The 22,074-nt window shown below is 68.8% G+C and carries 17 protein-coding genes and 1 pseudogene; 4 read left to right on the forward strand and 14 right to left on the reverse strand.

Annotation, left to right across the window (positions count from 1 at the left end; translation table 11 throughout):
- The 6 genes and pseudogenes from HLH34_RS19130 to hrcA form a co-directional block, all read right to left on the reverse strand.
- Nucleotides 1-216 (reverse strand): annotated as a pseudogene (locus HLH34_RS19130) (MotA/TolQ/ExbB proton channel family protein); the annotation flags it as partial.
- 90 nt (nucleotides 217-306) lie between these two features.
- Entirely contained in the window at nucleotides 307-966 is a 660-nt protein-coding gene (locus HLH34_RS03910; RefSeq protein ID WP_183118317.1) for an energy transducer TonB, read from the reverse strand.
- 587 nt (nucleotides 967-1,553) lie between these two features.
- Nucleotides 1,554-2,685 (reverse strand): peptide chain release factor 2 gene (gene prfB / locus HLH34_RS03915; RefSeq protein WP_183118318.1). Its coding sequence is split into 2 segments (ribosomal slippage): nucleotides 1,554-2,615 and nucleotides 2,617-2,685, totalling 1,131 coding nucleotides; the frame shifts between segments, so codons are not numbered across the junction.
- Between the two features lie 43 nt (nucleotides 2,686-2,728).
- On the reverse strand, nucleotides 2,729-5,386 hold the full coding sequence (locus HLH34_RS03920; protein ID WP_408871310.1) for a penicillin-binding protein 1A: 2,658 nt from the start codon (nucleotides 5,384-5,386) through the stop codon (nucleotides 2,729-2,731).
- A gap of 207 nt (nucleotides 5,387-5,593) precedes the next feature.
- Entirely contained in the window at nucleotides 5,594-6,484 is an 891-nt protein-coding gene (locus HLH34_RS03925; protein WP_183118320.1) for an aldo/keto reductase, read from the reverse strand.
- An 87-nt stretch (nucleotides 6,485-6,571) separates the two neighbouring features.
- A complete protein-coding gene (gene hrcA, locus HLH34_RS03930; RefSeq protein ID WP_183118638.1) occupies nucleotides 6,572-7,639 on the reverse strand; it encodes a heat-inducible transcriptional repressor HrcA in 1,068 nt (355 codons plus the stop codon).
- 179 nt (nucleotides 7,640-7,818) lie between these two features.
- On the opposite strand from hrcA, the gene rph reads away from it, so the two are divergent.
- Both rph and rdgB read left to right on the forward strand, forming a co-directional pair.
- Nucleotides 7,819-8,568, forward strand: coding sequence for a ribonuclease PH (rph, locus tag HLH34_RS03935; protein ID WP_183118321.1), 750 nt, complete (start codon nucleotides 7,819-7,821; stop codon nucleotides 8,566-8,568).
- Nucleotides 8,565-9,188 carry an RdgB/HAM1 family non-canonical purine NTP pyrophosphatase gene (gene rdgB, locus HLH34_RS03940; RefSeq protein ID WP_183118322.1) on the forward strand — a complete coding sequence of 208 codons (624 nt, stop codon included), beginning with the start codon at nucleotides 8,565-8,567 and terminating at the stop codon, nucleotides 9,186-9,188. Before rph ends, rdgB begins: the two co-directional genes overlap by 4 nt.
- Nucleotides 9,189-9,198: 10 nt before the next feature.
- Here rdgB and HLH34_RS03945 read toward each other — a convergent pair whose 3' ends face one another.
- On the reverse strand, nucleotides 9,199-10,182 hold the full coding sequence (locus HLH34_RS03945; protein ID WP_244959623.1) for a LysR family transcriptional regulator: 984 nt from the start codon (nucleotides 10,180-10,182) through the stop codon (nucleotides 9,199-9,201).
- Nucleotides 10,183-10,290: 108 nt separating this feature from the next.
- Here HLH34_RS03945 and HLH34_RS03950 point away from each other — a divergent pair, with 108 nt between their 5' ends.
- Nucleotides 10,291-11,220, forward strand: coding sequence for a cupin domain-containing protein (locus tag HLH34_RS03950; RefSeq protein WP_183118323.1), 930 nt, complete (start codon nucleotides 10,291-10,293; stop codon nucleotides 11,218-11,220).
- 91 nt (nucleotides 11,221-11,311) lie between these two features.
- Here the strand turns inward: HLH34_RS03950 and HLH34_RS03955 are convergent, their stop codons facing one another.
- The 4 genes from HLH34_RS03955 to truB all read right to left on the reverse strand — a co-directional run bounded on the left by HLH34_RS03955 (nucleotide 11,312) and on the right by truB (nucleotide 16,532).
- Nucleotides 11,312-12,730, reverse strand: coding sequence for an NAD(P)H-dependent flavin oxidoreductase (locus HLH34_RS03955; RefSeq protein WP_183118324.1), 1,419 nt, complete (start codon nucleotides 12,728-12,730; stop codon nucleotides 11,312-11,314).
- Between the two features lie 126 nt (nucleotides 12,731-12,856).
- Entirely contained in the window at nucleotides 12,857-14,998 is a 2,142-nt protein-coding gene (pnp, locus tag HLH34_RS03960) for a polyribonucleotide nucleotidyltransferase (RefSeq protein ID WP_183118325.1), read from the reverse strand.
- Nucleotides 14,999-15,318: 320 nt separating this feature from the next.
- Nucleotides 15,319-15,588 (reverse strand): 30S ribosomal protein S15, encoded by a 270-nt coding sequence (gene rpsO / locus HLH34_RS03965; RefSeq protein WP_182959165.1) that lies wholly within the window; start codon nucleotides 15,586-15,588, stop codon nucleotides 15,319-15,321.
- A gap of 23 nt (nucleotides 15,589-15,611) precedes the next feature.
- Nucleotides 15,612-16,532: a tRNA pseudouridine(55) synthase TruB gene (truB, locus tag HLH34_RS03970; protein WP_183118326.1), complete on the reverse strand. Its 921-nt coding sequence runs from the start codon at nucleotides 16,530-16,532 to the stop codon at nucleotides 15,612-15,614.
- 156 nt (nucleotides 16,533-16,688) lie between these two features.
- Between truB and HLH34_RS03975 the strand changes: the two genes are divergently transcribed.
- Entirely contained in the window at nucleotides 16,689-17,705 is a 1,017-nt protein-coding gene (locus tag HLH34_RS03975) for an MlaD family protein (protein ID WP_183118327.1), read from the forward strand.
- A gap of 393 nt (nucleotides 17,706-18,098) precedes the next feature.
- On the opposite strand, the gene HLH34_RS19790 is transcribed toward HLH34_RS03975, so the two are convergent.
- The 3 genes from HLH34_RS19790 to infB form a co-directional block, all read right to left on the reverse strand.
- Nucleotides 18,099-18,602: an SDR family NAD(P)-dependent oxidoreductase gene (locus tag HLH34_RS19790; protein ID WP_183118328.1), complete on the reverse strand. Its 504-nt coding sequence runs from the start codon at nucleotides 18,600-18,602 to the stop codon at nucleotides 18,099-18,101.
- 323 nt (nucleotides 18,603-18,925) lie between these two features.
- The gene (gene rbfA / locus HLH34_RS03985; protein WP_182940619.1) at nucleotides 18,926-19,363 is read right to left on the reverse strand and encodes a 30S ribosome-binding factor RbfA; all 438 of its coding nucleotides are present in this window, start codon (nucleotides 19,361-19,363) and stop codon (nucleotides 18,926-18,928) included.
- Nucleotides 19,360-22,071, reverse strand: a complete 2,712-nt coding sequence (gene infB / locus HLH34_RS03990) for a translation initiation factor IF-2 (protein WP_183118329.1) — start codon at nucleotides 22,069-22,071, stop codon at nucleotides 19,360-19,362. Before infB ends, rbfA begins: the two co-directional genes overlap by 4 nt.
- Nucleotides 22,072-22,074: the final 3 nt, after the last annotated feature.

Genomic DNA, 22,074 nt, shown 5'->3' on the forward strand with positions numbered 1-22,074 from the left:
GGGGGCCGCGGCGTCGGGAGCGGGCGCCGCCGGAGCGGCAGCGTCGGGCGCAGGCGCGGCCGGGGCGGCGGCAGGCGCCGACGCATCGGGAGCGGGAGCGGCGGCCGGAGCGGCGGACTGTGCATCCTGGGCGACCGCAATCACGGGCGACGAGAGGCTCAGCACGGCCGCCAGAGCCGAAGCGGCGACAACAGGAACACGGTGCAGTCTGGTCATGTACTCCAAATCCTCTGTGTAGATGGCCCGTTTACCGGAACCCCGGAACCGCCGGAGATATCCGAACGGTTCCGATAACCTCGATGAACTTCAGTCGTCGTTGCTGAGCCTGAAGGTGATCGTATACGGATGATGGAATTCCTTGATGGGAACGCCGTTCTTGACCGCAGGCTGATACTTGGCGCGGCGGACGTAATCCAAGGCCGCCTGGGCAAAGGCCTGCCCGCCCTGCACGCTGGTCACCGAGCAGTTGTCGGTCTGGCCCGACGCCTCGACGTCACACACCACGGTCACACGACCCTCGCGGTTTTCCTCGAGCATGTCCTCGGGGTATTCCAGCTTGATGTTGTTGACCGGACGCGCGCCCGCCAGATGATCCGGAACCGGCGGACCCACAGGCGCGTTCGGCGCGGGCGGGGTCGGCACGGCCGGCGGCATCGCCTTGGGCGGCGGCGTGTGCGTCACCTGCCGGATCACCTGCTGCGGCGGCGGCTGGATCTGGATTTTCGGCGGCGGGATGTACGGCGGCGGCGGCTGCGTCATCACCGGCGGCGGCGGGGGCGGCGGCGGTGGCGGCGGCGGCTTGGGTTCCGTAATAATCTTGGTCTGGATGGGCGGACGCAGCTCCTGGACAATCTTTGCCCCGAGACCGTTCATCAATGCCCAGATCAGAACCACGTGCAGGAGAACAACGACAGTGATCCCGATGATATGTTTCATCGGACTGCGTTGTTGTTCCGCGTAGTTCATGTCGAAACCTCCTTAACCTCATCGTCCGCGCCGGTTTCGGCACTCAAAACCACAGCAAATCAGGACCACTGAGACAGCTTCCGGCCCCGGCCCCGGATCACCCGGAACCCGTACCACGGCGCGGACCGTCGGCACGATAAAGGCACGTGAAAACCGCATCGGAGATCGTCGATCCCCTGCGTTCCGACCTGGCCCGGCGGGCATCGAAATGCTGCCAAGCCCTTGAATTGGGCTATTGCCCCCCCCTCATGTCAAGAAAGATATTTATCGAAATTGAAACGAGCATTTTGTCATCAGAGGCTTAAAAAATGCTCATATTAACAACATGTCATAAATGGCTAAAAACCGGCGATTTTTAGAGGAAGCGCCCAGATTTTGCCGTTTTTCGCGCCGTGCCGCTTTTCGTTGCGTACATGGTATCCGATCCTGGCCGACATGTCGGGCGGCCGAGGATCACGCAATCTTGGGTAACGCGCGAAGCATCGTCGGGTTCGATTCCGTCTTCTTCCGACCGTCCGCGCGACAAAAAAGGGCGGGAACGGTCCTGCCGTTCCCGCCCCTTTTCGGGCCCGTGAGGCCTGGGCGTGCTACTGGGCCGAGGCGCTGGCTTCGGACCGGGTGGCGCCCACGCGGGCGGCCAGGGCGGCGGCCATGAAATCGTCCAGGTCGCCATCCAGCACGGCGGACGGATTGCCGCGTTCGACGCTGGTGCGCAGGTCCTTGACCAGCTGGTAGGGGGCCAGGACGTACGAGCGGATCTGGTGGCCCCAGCCGATGTCCGTCTTGGCGGCCTCGGTCTGCGCGGCCGCGGCCTCGCGGCGTTGCAGCTCCTGCTCGTACAGCCGCGCCTTCAGCATGGTCATCGCGGTCGCGCGGTTGCGGTGCTGCGAGCGGTCGGTCTGGCAGGCGACGACGATGCCCGAAGGCACGTGGGTGATGCGGATGGCCGATTCGGTCTTGTTGACGTGCTGGCCGCCCGCGCCCGAGGCGCGGAACGTATCGACCCGCAGGTCGGCCTCGTTCACCTCGATCTCGATCGAATCATCGACCACGGGATAGACCCACACCGACGCGAACGAGGTCTGGCGCCGCGCCGCCGCATCGAAAGGCGAGATGCGGACCAGGCGGTGCACCCCGGCCTCGGTCTTCAGCCAGCCGTAGGCATTGGGACCGGACACCTGGATGGTCGCCGATTTCAGGCCCGCCTGCTCGCCTTCCGAGCTTTCCATCAGCGCGACCTTGTAGCCGTGCTGCTCGGCCCAGCGGGTGTACATGCGCAGCAGCATCTCGGCCCAGTCCTGGGCCTCGGTGCCGCCGGCGCCGGCATTGACCTCCAGATAGCAGTCGTTGCTGTCGGCCTCGCCGGACAGCAGGCTTTCGGTCTCGCGCCGCTTGGCCTCGTCGGCCAGGGCGCGCAGCATCAGCAGCGCGTCCTTCTGGACGCCCTCGTCGCCTTCCATCTCGGCCAGTTCGCTGAGGTCGAGCGCATCGCGCACGTCGGCCTCCAGCCGCTGCACGCCCTCGACCTGGCCGGCCAGCAGCGTGCGCTCGCGCATCAGCTTCTGCGCGACGTCAGAGTCGTTCCACAGATCCGGGTCTTCGGCCCGGTTGTTCAGTTCCGCGAGGCGGCCAAGAGCGACATCCCAGTCAAAGATGCCTCCTCAGCAGCGCCACCGACTGCTTGATCTGTTCGTTGAGGGCCTCGGTCTCGGCGGACATGAAAATCGGTCTCCCGGTCAGGACGGAAAGGGCTGAACGCGCGTCAATACAGGCCGCCCATGCCGATGTCACCCCCGGCGGGGGCGGGAGCGGCGGGGGCCGCGGGCTGGCCGGGCGGCCCGGCGGGGGCGACGCCCGGCGCCCCGGTCACCGCCGGCGAGGCCGCCATGTCGCTTTCGGAATCGGGCATGTTCTCGGCCCCGGTATCGGCGGCGGTCAGCGCGCCGGTCACGTTGGCGTACAGGTCGGAGCTGATGCCCGGCACCTGGTCGGGCTTGAACGCATCGACCGTCACCCCCATGCCGGTATCGTAGCGCGCCAGCGTGACGCCTTCGGGCACCGGGAAGTCCAGCCGGGGACGGTCGGCCAGCACCGCCTTCATCACCCGGTTCCAGATCGGCCCGGCGATGGCGGCGCCGGTTTCGTTCTTGCCCAGGGTCTGCGGCGCATCAAAGCCCACCCAGACGATGGTCACGATGTCGGGCGAAAAGCCGGCGAACCACGCATCGTTGAAATCCTGGCTGGTGCCGGTCTTGCCGGCGATCGGGCGGTCGATGCCCGCGCCGGCCTGCACGCCGGTGCCACGCTTGATCACATCGCGCATCATCGTCGTGATCTGGAACGCGCTGGCCGGCGAGGCCACCTGCGGGCGTGTGTCGGTCACCACCGGGCCGTCGGCCGGGGCGGCGGGCAGCCCCGGGAGCAGGACCGCGGGGACCGCGGCGGAGGCAGCGGGCGCACCGGCGGTGACGGTCGCCGGAACAGGGGCCGGGGCGGCAGGCTGCAGGCCGATCCCCTCCGGCCGCCACAGGATGCGCCCGTCGCGGTCCTGCACGTCGTCGATCAGGGTGGGCGTCACCAGCCGGCCGCCGGCCGCGATGGTGGCGTAGGCCCCCGCTTCGCGCAGGACGGTGGTTTCCACCGCCCCCAGCGCCGCCGGCAGGACGTGGGGCATGGTGTCGACCAGATGCAGGTTTGCGGCCATCGCGGCCACCGACTTCATGCCGATATGGGCGGCCAGCCGGATGGTCACCAGGTTGCGGGATTCCCGCAGCGCGTCATGCAGGGTGGTCGGGCCCCAGAAATCCTTTTCGAAATTGTTGGGGTGCCATGCGCCATACGAGACCGGGGAATCGTCGAATTTCTGCGACGGCGAAATCCCCTGTTCCATGGCCGTCAGATAGACGAACGGCTTGAAGGACGAACCGGGCTGGCGCAGCGCCTGCGTCGCGCGATTGAACTGCGACACGTTGAACGACCAGCCGCCGACCATCGCCAGCACCCGGCCGGTGCGCACGTCCAGGGTGACCAGCGCGCCCTCGACCTTGGGAATCTGGCGCAGGGCGACGGTGCCGCCCTCGGCCTGCGGTTCGATCAGGACCAGGTCGCCGGCATGCGGCAGGCGCCAGCGCCGCATCCACGCCATGTCGCGCGCCAGCAGGCGGCCGGTGCGCGGGCTGGCGGCGCCGCCCCGCCCCTCGGCCCAGCCGACCTCGCCGGTGGCGGGCGACAGGATCACCCCCAGGCGCCAGCTGTCCAGCATGCCGGCGGGATGGGCCGCCGCCGCCAGACCGGGCATCCACTGGCTCGCCTCGGGCGCCGTCCGGCCGGCGCCGATGCCGGACAGCTGGCCCAGCGGCCCGCGCCAGCCGCCATGGTCGCGGTCATAGGCCGCCAGCCCGTCGCGCACCGCCGCGGTGGCGATCTGCTGCAGGTGGGGGTCGAAACTGGTGTGGACGGACAGGCCGCCCTGCATGGTGGTGTCGACGCCGTAGCGGTCGATCAGCTGGCGCCGGACCTCCTCGGCGAACCATTCCGATCCGGGGACCGGGCCAGGCCGGGTGAAGGCCTGCGGCATCAGGGGTTCCTGCTGGGCGATGCGCGCGGCCTCGGGCGTGATGTCGTGCACCTCGGCCATGCGCTGCAGCACCCAGTTGCGGCGCGCCCGCGCCGCGTCGGGATAACGGTAGGGGTTGTAGTTGGTCGGCGACCGGGGCAACCCGCCGAGGAACGCGGCCTCGGCGTCGTCCAGCTGGTCCAGCGGCTTGTTGAAATAGGTCTGCGCCGCCGCCCCGATGCCGTACGCGCCGGCCCCCAGATAGATTTCGTTCAGATAGATCTCGAGGATCTTTTCCTTGGACAGCGTCTGCTCGATGCGGATCGCCAGCAGGGCTTCCTTGGCCTTGCGCTGCAACGACACCGCGTTTGTGCCCAGCAGCATGACGCGGGCTACCTGCTGCGTGATGGTCGAGGCCCCCAGCGGCCGGTGCCCCTTGTGCATCGTCAGGTCGGTCAGGCCGGCGCGCAGGATGGCGAACGGGTCGACGCCGCCATGGGTGTAGAATTTCTGGTCCTCGGTCGCGATGAAGGCGTTCTTCACCCGGTCGGGAATGGCGCTGTAGGGCACGAAGATGCGCCGCTCCGCGGCCAGTTCGGCCATCACCCGGTCGTCGCCGGAATAAAGCCGGCTCATGACCGGGGGCTGGTACGTGCGCAGGCCGTCAACCGTGGGCAGGTCGGCCACCAGCTGTTCGTATTTCGTCCAGACCACCAGCCCGCCCGTCGCCGCACCCAGCAGCAGCAGCGCCATCCCGCCGCCGGCGAGGCGGCGGATCAGGCGATAGCGCGGCCGGTGCGGCCCCCCGGGGCCACCGAAACCCGGCGCCCCGCCCGCGCCGCCGCCGCGCCGGCCCTCGGCCATGCCGTTGCCGCCGATGCGGGAGGTCACGAGCATCCGGCCATCCTGGCCTGATCCATTAGAAAGCGTCATCCGGGGTCCAACGGGGCGAAATCCAAGGGGCAGAAATCCGCCGGGACAGGGTCCTGGCGGAGTAGTCGGGGGGATCTCCTAGCACTGTCCGGGGTGCGCGTCGCCCCTTGCGGGTACCACGGTGGCGGCAGGCGGCCTTCATGACGGCGCGAGGCGCCGCCATTCCGCGCGCCCATGCTGGTCCAGCAGGTCGAAGACGGCGGCATCCAGCACCAGGCCGGCGGCCGCCACATTGTCGTCCACATGCGCCGGGCTGCCGGTGCCGGGAATCGGCAGCATGACCGGCGACCGGCGCAGTAGCCAGGCCAGCGCCACCTGCCCGGGTGTGGCGCCCATGTCCCGCGCCACGCGGGCCAGCACATTGTTCCCCGCCGCCAGCCCGCCGGCGGCCAGCGGCGCCCAGGGGATGAAGCCGATGCCCCGGGCGGCGCAATAATCCAGCACGTCCTCGGACGCGCGATTCACCAGGTTGAAGCGGTTCTGCACCGTGGCGACGGGGAAGAAGCGCGCGGCGCGTTCGATCATCTCGACTGAGACCTCGGACAGGCCCACATGGCGGATCAGCCCTTCCTCGCGCATCGCGGCGATCACCTCGAACTGCGCCTCGGGCGGGCAGTCGGGGCCGACACGATGCAGCTGCCACAGGTCGATGCGCGCCAGCCCCAGGCGGCGCAGGCTCATGAGCACGCATTGGCGCAGATAGTTCGGATTGCCGACCGGCCGCCAGATGTCGGGGCCGTGGCGCGTGTGCCCGCCCTTGGTGGCGACGACCAGCCCGGCCGGATAGGGATGCAGCGCCGCGCGGATCAGATCCTCGCTGACATAGGGGCCGTAGCTGTCGGCGGTGTCGATCAGGGTCACGCCGCATTCGACCGCGCGGCGCAGGGTCGCCAGCGCGCGGTCGCGGTCGGGCGGATCGCCCCAGATGCCCGGGCCGGTGATCCGCATGGCACCGAAACCCAGGCGGGCCACCGGCAGGTCGCCGCCGATGCGGAACAGTCCGGCCTGGTGCGCGTCGGGGTGGGACATGAGCGGCCTCGTGGTCTCGGGGTTTCCGGCGTCAGGACCGGGCTAGGAACAGAAGATGGCAGGAGCAAGGCGGCAGCCCGCCGGGAGTCACCCCAGCATCCGGCCGATGACCCGCGCGGTGTAGTCCACCACCGGGATGATCCGGCCGTAATTGATCCGCGTGGGGCCGATGACGCCGATCGCGCCGACGATGCGGTTGCTGTCGGTCCGCGCCGGGGCGACCACCACCGACATGCCCGACAGGCCGAACAGCCCGCTTTCCGCCCCGATGAAGATCCGTACTCCTTCGGATTCCTGCGCCAGGTCCAGAAGACGCAACATCGTCTCCTGGGTTTCCAGCCGTTCGAACAGCATCTGGATGGTCGACAGGCGCTCGATCTCGGTCACGTCGGCCAGCAGGCGGCCCTGGCCGCGCACGAACAGGGTGCCGCCGCGATCGACGTCGCTCCACGTCGCCAGGCCGCTGGCCACCACTTCGGCGGTCAGATGATCCAGTTCGCTGCGGTTGGCTGTCATTTCGGCGTTGACGTGTTCGCGCAGGTTTTCCAGCGTGCGGCCGGTCAGATGGGCGTTCAGGTAGTTCCCGGCCTCGACCAGCGCCGAGGGCGGCAGGCCGGCCGGGGTTTCGATCACCCGGTTTTCCACCTGCCCGTCCGCGCCCACCAGAATGACCAGCGCGCGGCGCGGGCCCAGGGCCACGAATTCGATATGCTTCACCGCCCCGTCGCCCTTGGGCGCCAGCACCAGGCCGGCCGCCGAGGACAGGCCGGACAGCATCGACGAGGCCTCGGACAGGGTATCCTGCAGGGACCGGCCCCGAACCTCCAGCGAACGGGTGATCGTCTCGCGCTCGTCCTCGGTCAGGCTGCCGAACTGCAGCAGGCCGTCGACGAACAGCCGCACGCCCCGTTCCGTCGGGAGCCGCCCCGCCGAGGCGTGGGGCGAGAACAGCAGCCCGGCCTCGGTCAGGTCCGCCATCACGTTGCGGATCGTCGCCGGCGACAGCGGCAGCGGCAGGCGCCGCGACAGGGTGCGCGAGCCCACCGGCTCGCCGGTTTCCACATATTGTTCCACGATTTCGCGCAGGATCGCGGCGGATCGCGCATCCAGGCCCGGTGGAAGGGCGGAACGCGACGCCAGCGCGCTGAGATCCATGACCATCTACCCCCCTCCTCAGTTCGACCGCCGGCCGGCGAAAACATGCCGCCACCCTAAATCTGGAACCTGGCCGCCGCCATGACAAGCAGGGGCATCACAAGCAGGGGTGGCAATCGCCCCCCGGCACGGGCTATGCCCCGGCCTGGTCCCGCCACCGATCTGGAGTTCCCGCCGCCATGGCCACCCGTCCTTCGGGCCGCGCGCCCGATGCCCTGCGCCCCGTTTCCATCGAACCCGGATTCGCCCGCCACGCCGAAGGGTCGGTGCTGATCCGCATGGGCGGCACCGAGGTGCTGTGCGCCGCCAGCGTCGAAAGCCGGGTGCCGCCGTTCCTGCGCGGGCAGGGCAAGGGCTGGGTGACGGCCGAATACGGCATGCTGCCCCGCGCCACCCACACCCGTGGCGGGCGCGAGGCCGCGAAGGGCAGGCAGTCGGGCCGCACCCAGGAAATCCAGCGCCTGATCGGCCGGTCGCTGCGGGCGGTCGTGAATCTGAAGGCGTTGGGCGAGATGTCGATCACGGTCGATTGCGATGTGCTGAACGCCGATGGCGGCACCCGCTGCGCGTCGATCACGGGTGCATGGGTAGCGCTGCGCCTGGCGCTGGAAACCCTGGTCCGCAACCGCGTGCTGGCCAGCGTGCCGCTGACGGCGCAGCTGGCCGCCGTGTCCTGCGGCCTGACCGGCGCCGGAGCGGTGCTGGACCTGGATTACGACGAAGACAGCGCCGCCGCCGCCGACGCCAATTTCGTGCTGACCGAGGCCGGCGGCATCGTCGAGATCCAGGGTACCGCCGAGCAGGCGCCCTTCAGCGAGGAACAGTTCCAAGACCTGATGCGGCTGGCGCGGATCGGCACCGGGCAGTTGTTCGCCGCCCAGCGGGAGGCCGTGGACACGGCCTTGGCCGCGAGCGGGGGCGCACGATGAGCCCGGCCCCGACAGCCGACCACCGCCTGGCGCGCGGCGCGCGCCTGGTGCTGGCCAGCCACAACAAGGGCAAGCTGGCGGAATTTTCCGCCCTTCTGGCCGGATACGGCATCACTGTGCTGTCGGCCGGGGACCTGGCTCTGCCGGAACCCGAGGAAACCGCCGACAGCTTCACCGGCAACGCGGTGCTGAAGGCGGTCGCGGCCGCGACGGCGGCCGGACTGCCGGCGCTGGCCGACGATTCCGGATTCTGCGTCGCCGCGCTCGGCGGGGCGCCGGGAATCTATTCCGCGCGCTGGGCCGGGCCGTCCAAGGATTTCCCTGCCGCCATGGCCCGCGTCCATGCCGAGATGGGCGACAATACGGACCGGTCGGCCTGGTTCATCTCGGTCCTGTGCCTGGCGTGGCCGGACGGGACCGTGCAGACGTTCGAGGGACGGATCGACGGGCAGTTCACCTGGCCGCCGCATGGCACCAACGGCCATGGCTACGACCCGGTGTTCGCCCCCGACGGCGGCAACCGGACCTTCGCCGACATGACCGACGTCGAGAAGAACGCCATCAGCCACCGCGCCCGCGCTTTCGACCTGTTCCGCGCCGCCTGCCTGCCGCGCGACTGATACCAATCGGTCAGGCCGTCGGGGTCGTCCGGGCGTCGAAGGCCCGGCCGGCGGCGCCCAGCGCGGTCACGAAGGCGCGGGTCTTGGGCGGGACCACCTTCTTGCGGGGGTAAAGCACGGACAGATCGCACGATTCGTCGGGGTCGGGCGTCACCCGCCAGCCGGGCAGGATGCGCACCAGCCCGAACGCGGCGGGCGGCCGATCCATGAACATCCAGTCCGGCAGCAGGGCCAGGCCCGCGCCCGCGCCGGCCAGCGTCCGCAGCATGTCCAGCGAATCCGCTGCCACCCGGGTGGGAAAGGACAGGACGTGCGCCTGTCCCGCGCGGTCGCAGCGCCAGGCCGGCGGGGTGCCGGTCCGCGACAGGCATGCCACGCCGGACAGCCCACCCATCGGGTCGCGGTCGTCCCTCAGGCCCATGTGCGCGACCAGGTCGGGGGCCGCGACCGCCCACCAGGTCCCGGTCAGCACCGGGCGGAACAGCAGGCCGGAGTCCGGCGGCCGGCCGGACAGCACCGCGACGTCCGCGCCGCTTTCGATCAGGATGTGCGACAGGTCGCCGAAGGCCGGGCCGCTGCGGATTTCCACGTCGACGTCGGGATAGGCCCGCAGGAAGGCCGGCAGCATCGGCGCGATCACCGCGCGCCCCACCGACGGCGAGGCCAGCACGCGCAGGCAGCCCCGGGGGGCGGCGTTCAATGACGTGGCCTCGGCCCGCGCATCGTCCAGGTCGGCCAGGATCCGCCGCGCGCGGCCCAGGAACCGTTCGCCGATTTCCGTCAGATGCAGCCCGCGCGTCGACCGGTTGAACAGCGCGGCGCCCAGATCGTGCTCCAACTCGGCAATCGCGCGCGAGGCCGAGGACACGTTCAGATCCAGCACGGTCGCCGCGCGCGACAGGCTGCCCGCGTCGGCGGTGGCCAGCAGCACCCGCAGGCAGGTCACGTAATCCACGCCCATCCCCCCCACGCCGCATGCGCGCGCGCCGCGCAAAACTCTTTTCCATATTCCGGCGTTCCGCCGCGACAGGAACCCACCCTACTCTGCTCGGGCAGTCCGGCAAGACACAGAACCGGACAGGAAATACAGGAGAACCAGATCATGCTCGATCGTACCAGCATCCCCGTCACCCGCGATGCCGAATGGTTCGAATACAGCCGCGCCGCGAACCCGATCCGCCCCGGACTGACGCCCCGCCTGCCCTTCATGTCCTGGGGGCCGGAAACCTGGGCCGAGGGGCCAAGCCGGATCATCCCGCTGGATGTCTCGGAACAATTGCGTTGCCCCGGTCCGGCGACGTCGCCGGGCCTGTGCGCCGCCTTCGTGCGGATCGACGCCGGCGACACGGTGCGCCCCGACATCGCGGCGACGTCGCAGGTCTTCTACGTGATCCGGGGCGCGGGCCGCACCGAACCCACGGCCGCCTACCTGCCGTCGGTGGACTGGCAGCGCGGCGATATCGTCGCCCTGCCCGGCGGCACCGGCTACACCCACACCGCCAGCGACGACGCGACGCTGTACCTGGTGCACGACGCGCCGCTGCTGACCTATCTGGGGGTGCGGGTCGAGCAGCCCCGCTTCGAACCTACGCTGTACCCCGCCGAACGGACGATGGACGAACTGCGCGCCGTCGCCGCCAGCCCCGAGGCCCGGTCGCGCAGCCGCGTGTCCGTGCTGCTGGGAAACACGAATTTTCCCGGCACGCGCACCATTACCCATGTCATCTGGACGATGTTCGGCCTGTTGCCGGCGCAATCGGTGCAGAAGCCGCACCGGCACCAGTCGGTGGCGCTGGATTACATCGTGTCCTGCCCCGAGGGGTGCTACACGCTGATCGGCGAGACGCTCGACGCCCAGGGCCAGATCGCCAATCCGATCCGCCAGGACTGGCAGTCGGGCATGGCCTTCATCACGCCGCCGGGCCTGTGGCATGCCCATTACAACGAAAGCGACGAGGAAGCCTTCCTGATGCCCATCCAGGATGCCGGATTGCAGACCTATCTGCGGTCGCTGGACATCCGGTTCGGCTGACGGGGCCCAAGGCAAGGGCTTTGCCCTTTGGAGACCCAGGGTTTTATAAACGAATGGGCGGCAAGGGTCTTGGCCCTTGCCGCCCGTCCTTTCAGCGCCCCGTCAAAATCCGGTCGACCAGTTGCCCCACCGTGGGCACGAAGCCATTGGCATAGAACGGGTCGGTGGCGAAGCGCCAGGCGTTGGTGCCGCCGAACATCAGGTTATTGTCCATCACCGCATCGCTCTCGTCCTCCGAGGCGTGGGCGATGGCCTGCAATGTCTTCTGGATGCAGAACGAGCGCGGATCGGCCTTGTGCCCGTTGGTATAGCCCGGCCCGCGCTGGCTCCAGTTCGAGAAGCGGCATTCCGACAGGCAGCCCATGCAGGCGACCTGATCGGCCAGGATTTCCTGCGCCTTGTCCTTCGTCACGAAGATCAGCGTCGAATCCGGGGTGCGCATCGCCTCGGTATAGCCCTCGGCCTCCCACAGGCGCACATGCTCGCGGTCGGCTTCGGTCATGAAGACCTGGCGGGCCCGGGCGCCGACGCCGTAGGGGGCGGTGTGTTCGCCCACCGGTTCGCTGGAATAGGCGACCTGGCGTTCCGAACGGCCCTGCAGCTCGAGCAGGAACGGGTTGTTCACGGCCGAGGAATAGAAACCGGTCGGCGAGAAGCGGTTGAGGAACACGTCCCCCTTGTGCAGGGTGCGCAGGCGGCGCTTCCACGCATCGGGGATGGGGCTTTCCTGCGTCAGCAGCGGGCGGGTACCGAACTGGAAGGCGATGGGGCCGAGTTCGGGATTGTCGATCCAGTCCTCCCATTCCTCCAGCCACCAGACGCCGCCGGCCATGATGATGGGCGTGTCATGCAGCCCGAACGTGCGCATCACGCGGCGCAGCGCCAGCACGCGCGGCAACGGGTCCTCGGGGGTCTGCGGGTCCTCGGTGTTGGACAGGCCGTTATGGCCGCCGGCCCGCCACGGATCTTCATACACCACGCCGCCCAGCAGTTCGGCGGTCTTGCTGAACGACCGCTTCCACAGGGCGCTGAATGCCCGGGCGGAGGAGACGATGGGGTAGTAATAGATGCCGAAGCGCGCCGCGATGTCCGACAGGCGATAGGGCATGCCCGCACCGCAGGTCACGCCGTGGATCAGGCCCGGCGCGCCTTCCAGCACACCCGTGATGACCTGTTCGGCGCCGCCCATTTCCCACAGGATGTTGGCATGGATCCGGCCCCGGCCACCCGAAAGCTCGTGGGCAATGCGGGCCTGGGCGATGCCGCCGCGAATGGCGTAGTCCACCAGCTCGTCCTGCCGTTCGCGCCGGGTGCGGCCATGATAGACCTGCGGAACCGGCCGACCGTCCGCGTCGTATGAATCGGCATTGACGACCGAGACCGTGCCGACGCCGCCGGCCGCCGCCCAATGCCCGGACGATACTCCGGTCGAGACCGATACGCCCTTTCCGCCTTCGACTACCGGCAGGACGTCCACCCCGCCCATGCGGATCGCATTGATCGCCTTCATCTCTACCCTATCGTCCACGACACCCGCATGGGGGCCGGCGTTTATCGGTTCTGTCCCCGCCCTGGCGGACGGGGGCGCCGCCACGGCCGGGCAGGGCGCAACGCCCTGCCCGGCCGTGGTCGGCCCTCAGCGCGCGGGCGGACGGCCCGGCTTGGCGCCGACGGTATCGGTGATGTCGGCACCGGTTTCCTGGTCCACGACGCGCATCGACAGCTTGACCTTGCCGCGATCGTCGAAGCCCAGGACCTTGACCTTCACGGTATCGCCCTGGTTGACCACGTCGGTGGTCTTGGCGACGCGTGCCGTCGACAGTTCCGAGATGTGGACCAGCCCGTCGCGCGCGCCCATGAAGTTCACGAACGCACCGAAATCGGCGGTCTTGACCACCTTGCCGTTGTAGATCTTGCCGATCTCGGGCTCGGCCACGATGCCGCGGATCCGCTCGATGGCCTTTTCGGCCTGCTCTTCGGACGTGGCGGCGATCATGATCGTGCCGTCGTCGTTGATGTCGATCTTGGCGCCCGAATATTCGACGATCTCGCGGATGACCTTGCCGCCCTGGCCGATCACGTCGCGGATCTTCTCCTTCGGCACCGAGATCGTGGTGATCTTCGGCGCGGACGAGGACACGTCGGCGCGGCCTTCGGTCAGCGCCTTGGACATCTCGCCCAGGATGTGCAGGCGGCCTTCGCGGGCCTGGCCCAAGGCGATCTTCATGATCTCGGGCGTGATGGACGTGATCTTGATGTCCATCTGCAGCGAGGTCACGCCCTGCTCGGTGCCGGCGACCTTGAAGTCCATGTCGCCCAGGTGGTCTTCGTCACCCAGGATGTCGGACAGCACGGCGAAGCCGCGATCTTCCTTGATCAGCCCCATGGCAATGCCCGCCACCGGCCGCTTCAGCGGCACGCCGGCATCCATCAGCGCCAGCGAGGTGCCGCAGACCGTGGCCATCGAGGACGAGCCGTTGCTCTCGGTGATCTCGGACACCACGCGCATCGTGTACGGGAAGGTGTCCTTGCCGGGCAGCAGCGGATGGATGGCGCGCCAGGCCAGCTTGCCATGCCCGATCTCGCGCCGGCCGGGCGAGCCCATGCGGCCGCACTCGCCCACCGAATAGGGGGGGAAGTTGTAGTGCAGCATGAAGTTGGTGCGGTACTCGCCTTCCAGCGCGTCGATCACCTGCTCGTCCTGCGCGGTGCCCAGCGTCGCCACGACCAGGGCCTGCGTCTCGCCACGGGTGAACAGGGCTGAGCCATGGGCACGCGGCAGGATGCCGACCTCGGAGACGATCGGGCGGACCGTCTTCAGGTCGCGGCCGTCGATGCGGTAGCCGGTGTCGAGCACGGCGCTGCGCACCACGTCGGCCTCCAGCTCCTTCAGCATCGGCTTGGCGGCGGCTGCGTCCAGGCCCTCGGCGGTCAGGGCGGCCAGGACGGCATCCTTCGCGGCGCCGACCTTCTTGTAGCGTTCCTGTTTCACGCGCTCCTGATACGCCTCGGCGATGGGCGCACGGCCCAGCGCGTCGATGCGCTTTTGCAGGGCAATGGCCTCGGCCGACGGCTCGACCAGGTCCCACGGCGCCTTGGCCGCGTGCTCGGCCAGCGCGATGATGGCGTCGATCACGACCTGGAAGGCCTCATGGCCGAACGTCACGGCGCCCAGCATCACGTCCTCGGACAGTTCGCTGGCCTCGGACTCGACCATCAGCACGCCTTCCGACGTCCCGGCGAGGACGAGGTCGAGCGCGCTGTCCTTCATTTCGGCGATGGTCGGGTTCAGGATGTAGGCGCCATCCGCGTAGCCCACGCGGCAGGCCGCCACCGGGCCGAAGAAGGGAATACCCGACAGCGTCAGCGCCGCCGAGCAGCCGATCAGGGCGGCGATCGCCGGGTCGTTTTCCAGATCGTGGCTCAGGACCGTCGCGACGACCTGGACCTCGTTGCGGAAATTGTCCGGGAACAGGGGACGGATCGGACGATCGATCAGGCGGGAATTCAGGACTTCGATCTCGGACGGACGGCCTTCACGCTTGAAGAAGCCGCCGGGGATCTTGCCGGCCGCGAAGGCCTTTTCCTGGTAGTTGACCGTCAGCGGGAAGAAATCCTGGCCCGGCTTGACGCTGCGGGCGCCGACGGCGGTGCACAGCACGACCGTGTCGCCATAGGTCACGACGACGGCGCCGTCGGCCTGGCGGGCGATCTTGCCGGTCTCCAGCACCAGGGGGCGGCCGCCCCACTCGATTTCCTTGCGGTAGTAATTGAACATTCAGACATGTCCTGTCGGGCGGCCGGCCCGGACGGAGCGAAGCATCCCGGACAAAGGGATGAGAGACAGCGCCTCGGACGGCATGGAGCGATGACGGTCACCCGTCAAAACACCATGTGGCCTGAAACGCTGCGACCCGGTCCGGATGTCTCCACCGTCGTGGCGGCAGCATGTTGCCCGGCCCACGATTGGGCGACGGGGGTGGCCTGTCTGGCCAGGCAGGGTGGCCCGTGCCCCCCGCCCGCCGGGCGGACCGGTGCGATCAGGCACGGACCATGACCATGAAACACATGGTCACGCGCGCCCGATCGCGCAACGGGTCAGCGACGCAGGCCCAGACGGCCGATCAGGGTCTGGTACCGGGCGCTGTCCTTGCGCTTCAGATAGTCCAGCAGGCCACGGCGCTTGCCGACCATCACCAGCAGGCCGCGACGCGAATGGAAATCCTTCGCGTGGGTCTTCAGATGCTCGGTCAGGTTGGTGATCCGTTCGGTCAACAGGGCGACCTGGACCTCGGGCGAGCCGGTATCGGTGGCGGCGGTCTGGTATTCGCCGATCAGCGTCGTGCGACGCTCTGCGGTAATCGACATCGTGTTCTCCATAAATACGAAGGTTAAAGCATGCGGTCCGGGCGCAGCCAGCCATCTTCCAGCCGGCACAACCCGATCACGCGCCCCCCGTCCATTCCCCGCACGACCCCTTGCACGGGGTCGACGGCGTCCGGAATCCGCCCCATCAGGTCGAGCAGGCTGATCGCCCGCCCGTGTGACAGGGCCCCCGCTTCTTCCTCGGTCAGGGCCAGCGCCGGGATGTCGGCCAGCGCGGTCGCAACCGGAAGCAGCAGATCCGGTGAGGCAGGCGCGTTGTCGTCGTTCAGGACAATTTTGTCCAGAAGAATTGCGTTATCCTCGGAAAACGGGCCCACGCGCAGCCGGCGCAGGGCAGCCACATGCCCGACCGTGCCGCAGGCTCGGGCGATGTCGCGCGCCAACGACCGCATGTAGACGCCCTTGCCGGATTCCACCTCGAAGATCGCGGTGTCGGCGTCGGGGCGGGCCACCAGTTCGAACCGGTCGATCCGCGCCGGACGCGGCGGCAGATCGGGGGGGCGGCCGTCGCGCGCCATGTCGTACGCGCGCTCGCCCGCCACCTTGATCGCGGAATAGACCGGCGGAACCTGCATGATGTCGCCGCGAAAGGCCGGCAGCGCCGCGCGGAAAGCGTCGTCGGTCGGGCGCACGTCCGACGTCTCCGTCACCGCGCCGTCGGCGTCGTCGGTGTCGCGGGCCTCGCCCAGGCGCAGGGTGAACTGGTACCGCTTGGTGCCATCCATGATATAGGGCACCGTCTTGGTGGCCGCGCCGAAGGCGATGGGCAGCAGCCCGGTCGCCAGCGGGTCCAGCGTGCCGCCATGCCCTGCCTTGCGCGCATCGAACAGGCGCTTCACCCGGTTGACGACATCGGTCGATGTCATGCCGGACGGCTTGTCGATGACCAGCCAGCCATCAATCGGACGTCCGCGCTTGCGTCGCATGGGGCAGAACCTTTTTCAGAATTTCGGGGAAGAGGCGTGCGTGTAGACGAGCCCCGAGCGCGGAGCAATGCCGGATTGTGCGATGCCCCGTTCCCCCCGATCCATCCAGCGGCGAAAACGAACCTGTCCTCTCACCTTTGGCCGGAAACCACGCCCATGACGACATGCCTGCACGCGCCGGGCCAGCCCGGCCGGGCGGGATGGGTGACGACCGCCCTGTTCTTGGCGGGCGGGCTGGCGATCGGGCTGGCTATCCTGGGTTCGATCGGGCAGTTCGGCATTGCCGCCCGGACCGAACGGGCCGTCATCGTCTTCGACACGCCGGTCGCGGGCCTGCGCCCCGGCGCGCCCGTCACGTTCCGGGGAGTGGCCCTGGGACGCGTCGAACAGGTCGCGGCCCTGGCCGACCCCGCGCGGCGCACCGTCGCCGTGCCGGTGACCATCCGTATCGAGCCCGACCGCATCCGCATGGCGCCGCACGCCCCCCGGCGCATGACGGTGGCCTATCTGGTGGGACAGGGGCTGGAGGCCGAACTGCATCGCCAGAGCGTGGTGACCGGGCGCGTCGGGATCGACCTGGATTTCCGCGCGCCCGACCCGTCGCGGGGCCGCCCTCCCCGCCATTCCGGCCTGTCGTCCCTGATGGAAATTCCGGCCCATCTGTCCGCCTGGCAGGTGCTGCGCCACACGCTGACCACCCTGCCGGTCCACGCCATGGCGGCCGAAGCCCGGCAGGCCGCTGCCCATGGCCGGCATATCGCGACGAACCTGTCCACCGCCCTGCCGCCCCTGCACGACAGGCTGGACGCCCTGCGCGCCGACGCCGCCACGCTGGGAAACACCCTGCGCCGCACGGAACACAGGCTGGGCCGCGAGCTGGCAACAACCCGGACGGACCTGGCCCACACGGCCGCCACCGCCCGGCAGCAGGCCGGTGCGCGCGGGGCGGACATCCGGGCCCTGGCCGCATCGTCCCGCGCGGCCATGACCGAGGCGCAACAGACACGCGACGACCTACTTACACTGACAAACGCACACTCACCCGCACGCGCGGACCTGGCCGCCGCCCAACGCGACATCGCCGCCGCCGGCCCCGCCCTGCACCGCGCCGCCCGCGCGGTGGAACGGAACCCGGCCATGCTGGTTGGTGCGCCAAGGGGCTTTGCCCCTTGAACCCCATCAAAGGCTTGCCTTTGAAATCCAGTCGTTAAGCGTAAGACGAATATATCATTCGCAAATAGGTCAACTTTCGACCCGCATTTCAGTCTCTAACCCTCAGCCAGGCGACATCGAAACCGGATATTCCCTGCCCTCAGGCGGCGGCTCGTCAGAAGCGGTGAGAGGTCGGCAGCCCGACATTGCAAGGGCGCGGGCAATGGCGTCGAACTCTGCTGGCGATCGGGTGCGATCCTCGTCGTCGCCTCTCGGCACAAAGATGATTGACCCAGCCCGCGCGCGCGTAAGCAGCACGCGGTAACCGTTGAGACGAAACCGTCGCTTATCCGCATCTCGGACCATCTGCCAATTCGGGGCGCGCATCATCCGCGGGCTCCAAGTCTCGCCAGATCAGATGAGATCACCACCCCAGCATAGACAGACGTAGTCAAGTTCAAGGCCCTGACAACCGAACTCGCTCATCGGTGTCTCCAGCGCGCCTGCGCTTCGGAAGTCGGAATAGGGCTTCAGGAACCAGTGGCCGATTGATTCTAGTTCGTTGGATCGCGGTGCCAGTGGCACGCCATCAGCAACAAGCCGTACTGCGCCTGAACTGGTCAGCATGCCCACCGAGCGGCCCCCGCGGCGGCGATGGCGCAGCCAGGCCTTCGCACTCACGAGATCTCGTGTCAGCCATGCCGGCTGCTCGTCCATCTGAAACCAATCGGCCTCTTCCCGCACGTCGAGCTTTGCGAAATGGCACCCGATTTCCGCTGCTGTCGCAGCACCGGCGGTCTCATTCAGGTCGGTAACGATGACGATGCCGCCTTCACGGTGGAAGCGGGCAGCAATCGCACGGCCGATGCCGCGCGCAGCGCCGGTAACGACGCACGTTTTTGCATTCAGTCTTTGCATGATATTCTCGAAATAGAGACCAGACGGCGGGTTGCGCCGCGTGCAAATGCCTTGCCGCTTTAGCGGTGACGCTGGATCATTTCGAAAACTCCCGACACACTATCTTTGATAGCCGGCAGGGCCCGAGCGGGCAATGGTCTCAACCGTCAGCGTGCCTGAAACGCGCGATTTCGTAGACGCGATTTGCTGAGTGAGAGTGCCGCAAAGCGGCACGCCCGTCGTGTGTTTCCGGGCATCGGAGCGGAGCGGCCTTGATGGCCGTGGCACCGAAGCACAGAAAACGCGCGTCGGACCGCCGGCAAATCGCGTCTACGGACGGATTTTCAGTCGAGGTCGCGGGCGACGTCCGGCTGCTTCAGCAGCGCGTCGACTTCCATGGCGTAATCCAGCGCAGTGTCGGGCTGGAAATGGATTTCCGGCACCTGGCGCAGGCGCACGCCCGAGGACAGGCGCGACCGCAGGAAGGGTGCTGCGCGCTTCAGCGCCGGCAGCAGCGATTCGACGTCGCTGCGGCCCAGCCGGGCGACGAACGCGGTGGCATGTTTGAGGTCGGGGGAAATCCGGACCTCGGTCACCGTGATGCGGGCGTCGGACAGGTCGGGGTCGCGGAATTCGGTGCGGGCGAACAGATCCGCCAGCACGCGCCGCACCTCTTCCGCCACGCGAAGCTGGCGCTGCGAGGGTCCGGAAGCAGCATGGCCGGCGAGTTTCCCCGCCGGCCCCGCCGTAGTCACCTTCCCTCGTGTGGGATTGCGGCTCATGCAGGGACGAGCTCCATTTCGTAGCACTCGACCATATCGCCTTCGCGCAGGTCGTTGTAGCCGGCGAAGGAGAGACCGCACTCGTAGCCGCGCGCCACTTCCTTGACGTCGTCCTTGAAGCGCTTGAGCTGGCTGAGGTCGCCCTGGTGAACCACGACGTTGTCGCGCAGCAGGCGCACACCGCAGCCGCGCTTGACCACGCCTTCGGTGACGTAGCAACCGGCGACCTTGCCGACCTTGGTGATGTCGAACACCTTGCGGATCTCGGCATAGCCGAGGAACTTCTCGCGGTGTTTCGGCGCCACCTTGCCCTTGACCAGCTGTTCGACGTCGTCCGCCACCTGGTAGATGATCGAGTAGTAGCGGATGTCCACGCCCTCGCGCTGGGCGAGCTCGCGGGCCTGGGTCGTGGCGCGGACGTTGAAGGCGATGATGATCGCATCCGACGCCTTGGCCAGTTGCACGTCGCTTTCGGTGATCTGGCCCACGCCGGCCGTCAGCACGCGAACCTTGACCTCCTCATGCTCCAGCTTCAGCACCGTGGTCTGCAGCGCCTCGGCCGAGCCCTGGACGTCGGCCTTGATCAGGACGGCGACTTCCTTCTGCGCGCCTGCCTGGATGCGGGCCAGCATCTGGTCCAGCGTGCCGCGCGCGGCGGTCTGGCCGGCAGCCGTGCGCTCCTTGATCACGCGCTGGCGGAATTCCGAGATTTCGCGGGCGCGATTCTCGTTTTCCACCACCACGAAGGGTTCGCCTGCGCCGGGGACGCCGGTGATGCCCAGCACCTCGACCGGGGTCGAGGGGCCGGCTTCCTGGATCTGGCGGTTGCGGTCGTCCAGCATCGCGCGGACGCGGCCCCATTCGGCCCCCGCCACCACGATGTCGCCGCGCCGCAGCGTGCCCTTCTGGACCAGGATCGTCGCCACCGGGCCGCGTCCACGGTCCAGACGGCTTTCGATCACCGAGCCTTCGGCCACGCGGTCGGGATTGACCCGCAGGTCCAGGATTTCCGACTGCAGCAGGATGGCTTCTTCCAGCTTGTCCAGCCCGGTGCGCTTCAGCGCCGAGACTTCGACATCCTGGGTCTCGCCGCCCATCTCCTCGACCACGATCTCGTGCGACAGCAGTTCCTGGCGCACGCGGTCGGGGTTGGCGCCGGGCTTGTCGCACTTGTTGATCGCCACGATGATCGGGGCGTTGGCGGCCTTGGCGTGCTTGATCGCCTCGATCGTCTGCGGCATCACGCCGTCATCCGCCGCGACCACCAGCACGACCACGTCCGTCACCGACGCGCCGCGGGCGCGCATGGCGGTGAACGCCTCGTGGCCCGGGGTGTCGATGAAGGTGATCTTCGCCCCGGATTCCAGCGTGACCTGATAGGCGCCGATATGCTGCGTGATGCCGCCGGCCTCGGCCGCGGCAATGTCGGTGGTGCGCAGGGCATCCAGCAGCGACGTCTTGCCGTGGTCGACATGGCCCATGACGGTAACGACCGGCGGACGGGGCCGCAGGTCCTCGGGCAGGTCCTCGATGCCTTCGATGCCGATCTCGACATCGCTGTCGGCGACGCGGCGGACGCGGTGGCCGAATTCCTGCACCACCAGCTCGGCGGTGTCGGCATCCAGCGACTGGGTGACGGTCGCCATCACGCCCATCTTCATCAGGGCCTTGATGACCTCGCCCTGACGGGCCGCCATACGGTTGGCCAGTTCCTGGACCGTGATGGTTTCCGGCAGCACGACGTCGCGCACCACGCGCACCTGGTCGGCACGCAGACGCTCCAGTTCCGCCTGGCGGCGCTCACGCTCGCGCTGGCGGCGAACCGACGCCAGCGAACGGGTCTTGTCGTCGTCGCCCTCGATCGCCGCCTGGACGTCGATGCGGCCCGAACGGCGGCTGTCGCCACCCTTCTTGGGCGAGGCGGACGGCTTGCGGGGCGGAACCACGCTGCCGCCGGGACGGCGCGCGGGCCGACGGTCGTCATCGCCTTCCGCGGCGCGGCCGGTGCGCAGGCGCAGCGTCTCGCCGGGCGCTGCCGCCGGGGCCGGGGCTGCGGCCGGACGGCTGCTGGGCGTGACCGGACGGGCCGGCATGATGGCGCGTTCGGCCAGCGGGCGCAGGCGCTCCATCGGCGGGGCCAGGGTGACCGCGCCGGGAATGGGCACGGCCGATACGACCGGACCGCCCACGGCGGGTTCGGGCTCGGGCTCGGGCCGGCCGGCAGCCTGCGCCGCACGGCGCTCGGCTTCCTGCGCGCGGGCCTCGGCCTGGGCTTCCTCCTGCGCGCGCGCCTCGTCCTCGGCGGCACGGCGCGCGTCTTCTTCCCGTCGGCGCGCCTCTTCGGCGGCGGACAGGATCATGATCTTTTCCTGCTCGCGCCGTTCCTGCTCGCGGCGGAGGGACTCGGCCCGCTGCTCATCGAGGACGCGCTGGCGGGTGGCGAGTTCGGCCGCGGTCAGCGCACGACCGCCGCCGCTGCCGCCCCGTCCGCCGGCCCTGCCGCCGCCGGACGGACCGGAGCCGCTGCCCGCGGGGGCCGGACCGGGGCCGCGCTTCTTGCGCACCTCGACCTGAACCACCTTCGAACGACCATGGCTGAAACTCTGTCGCACGGAGCCACCATCGACCGTCCGTCCGACCTCCCTCCGGCCCGCCGGCCGCAGGGACAAGCGTCCCTTACCCTGATCCTGATCGTTGCCTTCGCTCATGTA

It is taken from the genome of Gluconacetobacter azotocaptans (assembly GCF_014174355.1).
GTDB lineage: Bacteria > Pseudomonadota > Alphaproteobacteria > Acetobacterales > Acetobacteraceae > Gluconacetobacter > Gluconacetobacter azotocaptans.

What these genes read in the sequence shown, in the direction of transcription:
- HLH34_RS03910 (WP_183118317.1), bottom strand. Translation starts at nt 966, where the DNA reads ATGAACTACGCGGAACAACAACGCAGTCCGATGAAACATATCATCGGG.
- HLH34_RS03920 (WP_408871310.1), bottom strand. Translation starts at nt 5,386, where the DNA reads ATGGCCGAGGGCCGGCGCGGCGGCGGCGCGGGCGGGGCGCCGGGTTTC.
- HLH34_RS03925 (WP_183118320.1), bottom strand. Translation starts at nt 6,484, where the DNA reads ATGTCCCACCCCGACGCGCACCAGGCCGGACTGTTCCGCATCGGCGGC.
- hrcA (WP_183118638.1), bottom strand. Translation starts at nt 7,639, where the DNA reads ATGGATCTCAGCGCGCTGGCGTCGCGTTCCGCCCTTCCACCGGGCCTG.
- rph (WP_183118321.1), top strand. Translation starts at nt 7,819, where the DNA reads ATGGCCACCCGTCCTTCGGGCCGCGCGCCCGATGCCCTGCGCCCCGTT.
- rdgB (WP_183118322.1), top strand. Translation starts at nt 8,565, where the DNA reads ATGAGCCCGGCCCCGACAGCCGACCACCGCCTGGCGCGCGGCGCGCGC.
- HLH34_RS03950 (WP_183118323.1), top strand. Translation starts at nt 10,291, where the DNA reads ATGCTCGATCGTACCAGCATCCCCGTCACCCGCGATGCCGAATGGTTC.
- HLH34_RS03955 (WP_183118324.1), bottom strand. Translation starts at nt 12,730, where the DNA reads ATGAAGGCGATCAATGCGATCCGCATGGGCGGGGTGGACGTCCTGCCG.
- pnp (WP_183118325.1), bottom strand. Translation starts at nt 14,998, where the DNA reads ATGTTCAATTACTACCGCAAGGAAATCGAGTGGGGCGGCCGCCCCCTG.
- rpsO (WP_182959165.1), bottom strand. Translation starts at nt 15,588, where the DNA reads ATGTCGATTACCGCAGAGCGTCGCACGACGCTGATCGGCGAATACCAG.
- truB (WP_183118326.1), bottom strand. Translation starts at nt 16,532, where the DNA reads ATGCGACGCAAGCGCGGACGTCCGATTGATGGCTGGCTGGTCATCGAC.
- HLH34_RS03975 (WP_183118327.1), top strand. Translation starts at nt 16,689, where the DNA reads ATGACGACATGCCTGCACGCGCCGGGCCAGCCCGGCCGGGCGGGATGG.
- HLH34_RS19790 (WP_183118328.1), bottom strand. Translation starts at nt 18,602, where the DNA reads ATGCAAAGACTGAATGCAAAAACGTGCGTCGTTACCGGCGCTGCGCGC.
- rbfA (WP_182940619.1), bottom strand. Translation starts at nt 19,363, where the DNA reads ATGAGCCGCAATCCCACACGAGGGAAGGTGACTACGGCGGGGCCGGCG.
- infB (WP_183118329.1), bottom strand. Translation starts at nt 22,071, where the DNA reads ATGAGCGAAGGCAACGATCAGGATCAGGGTAAGGGACGCTTGTCCCTG.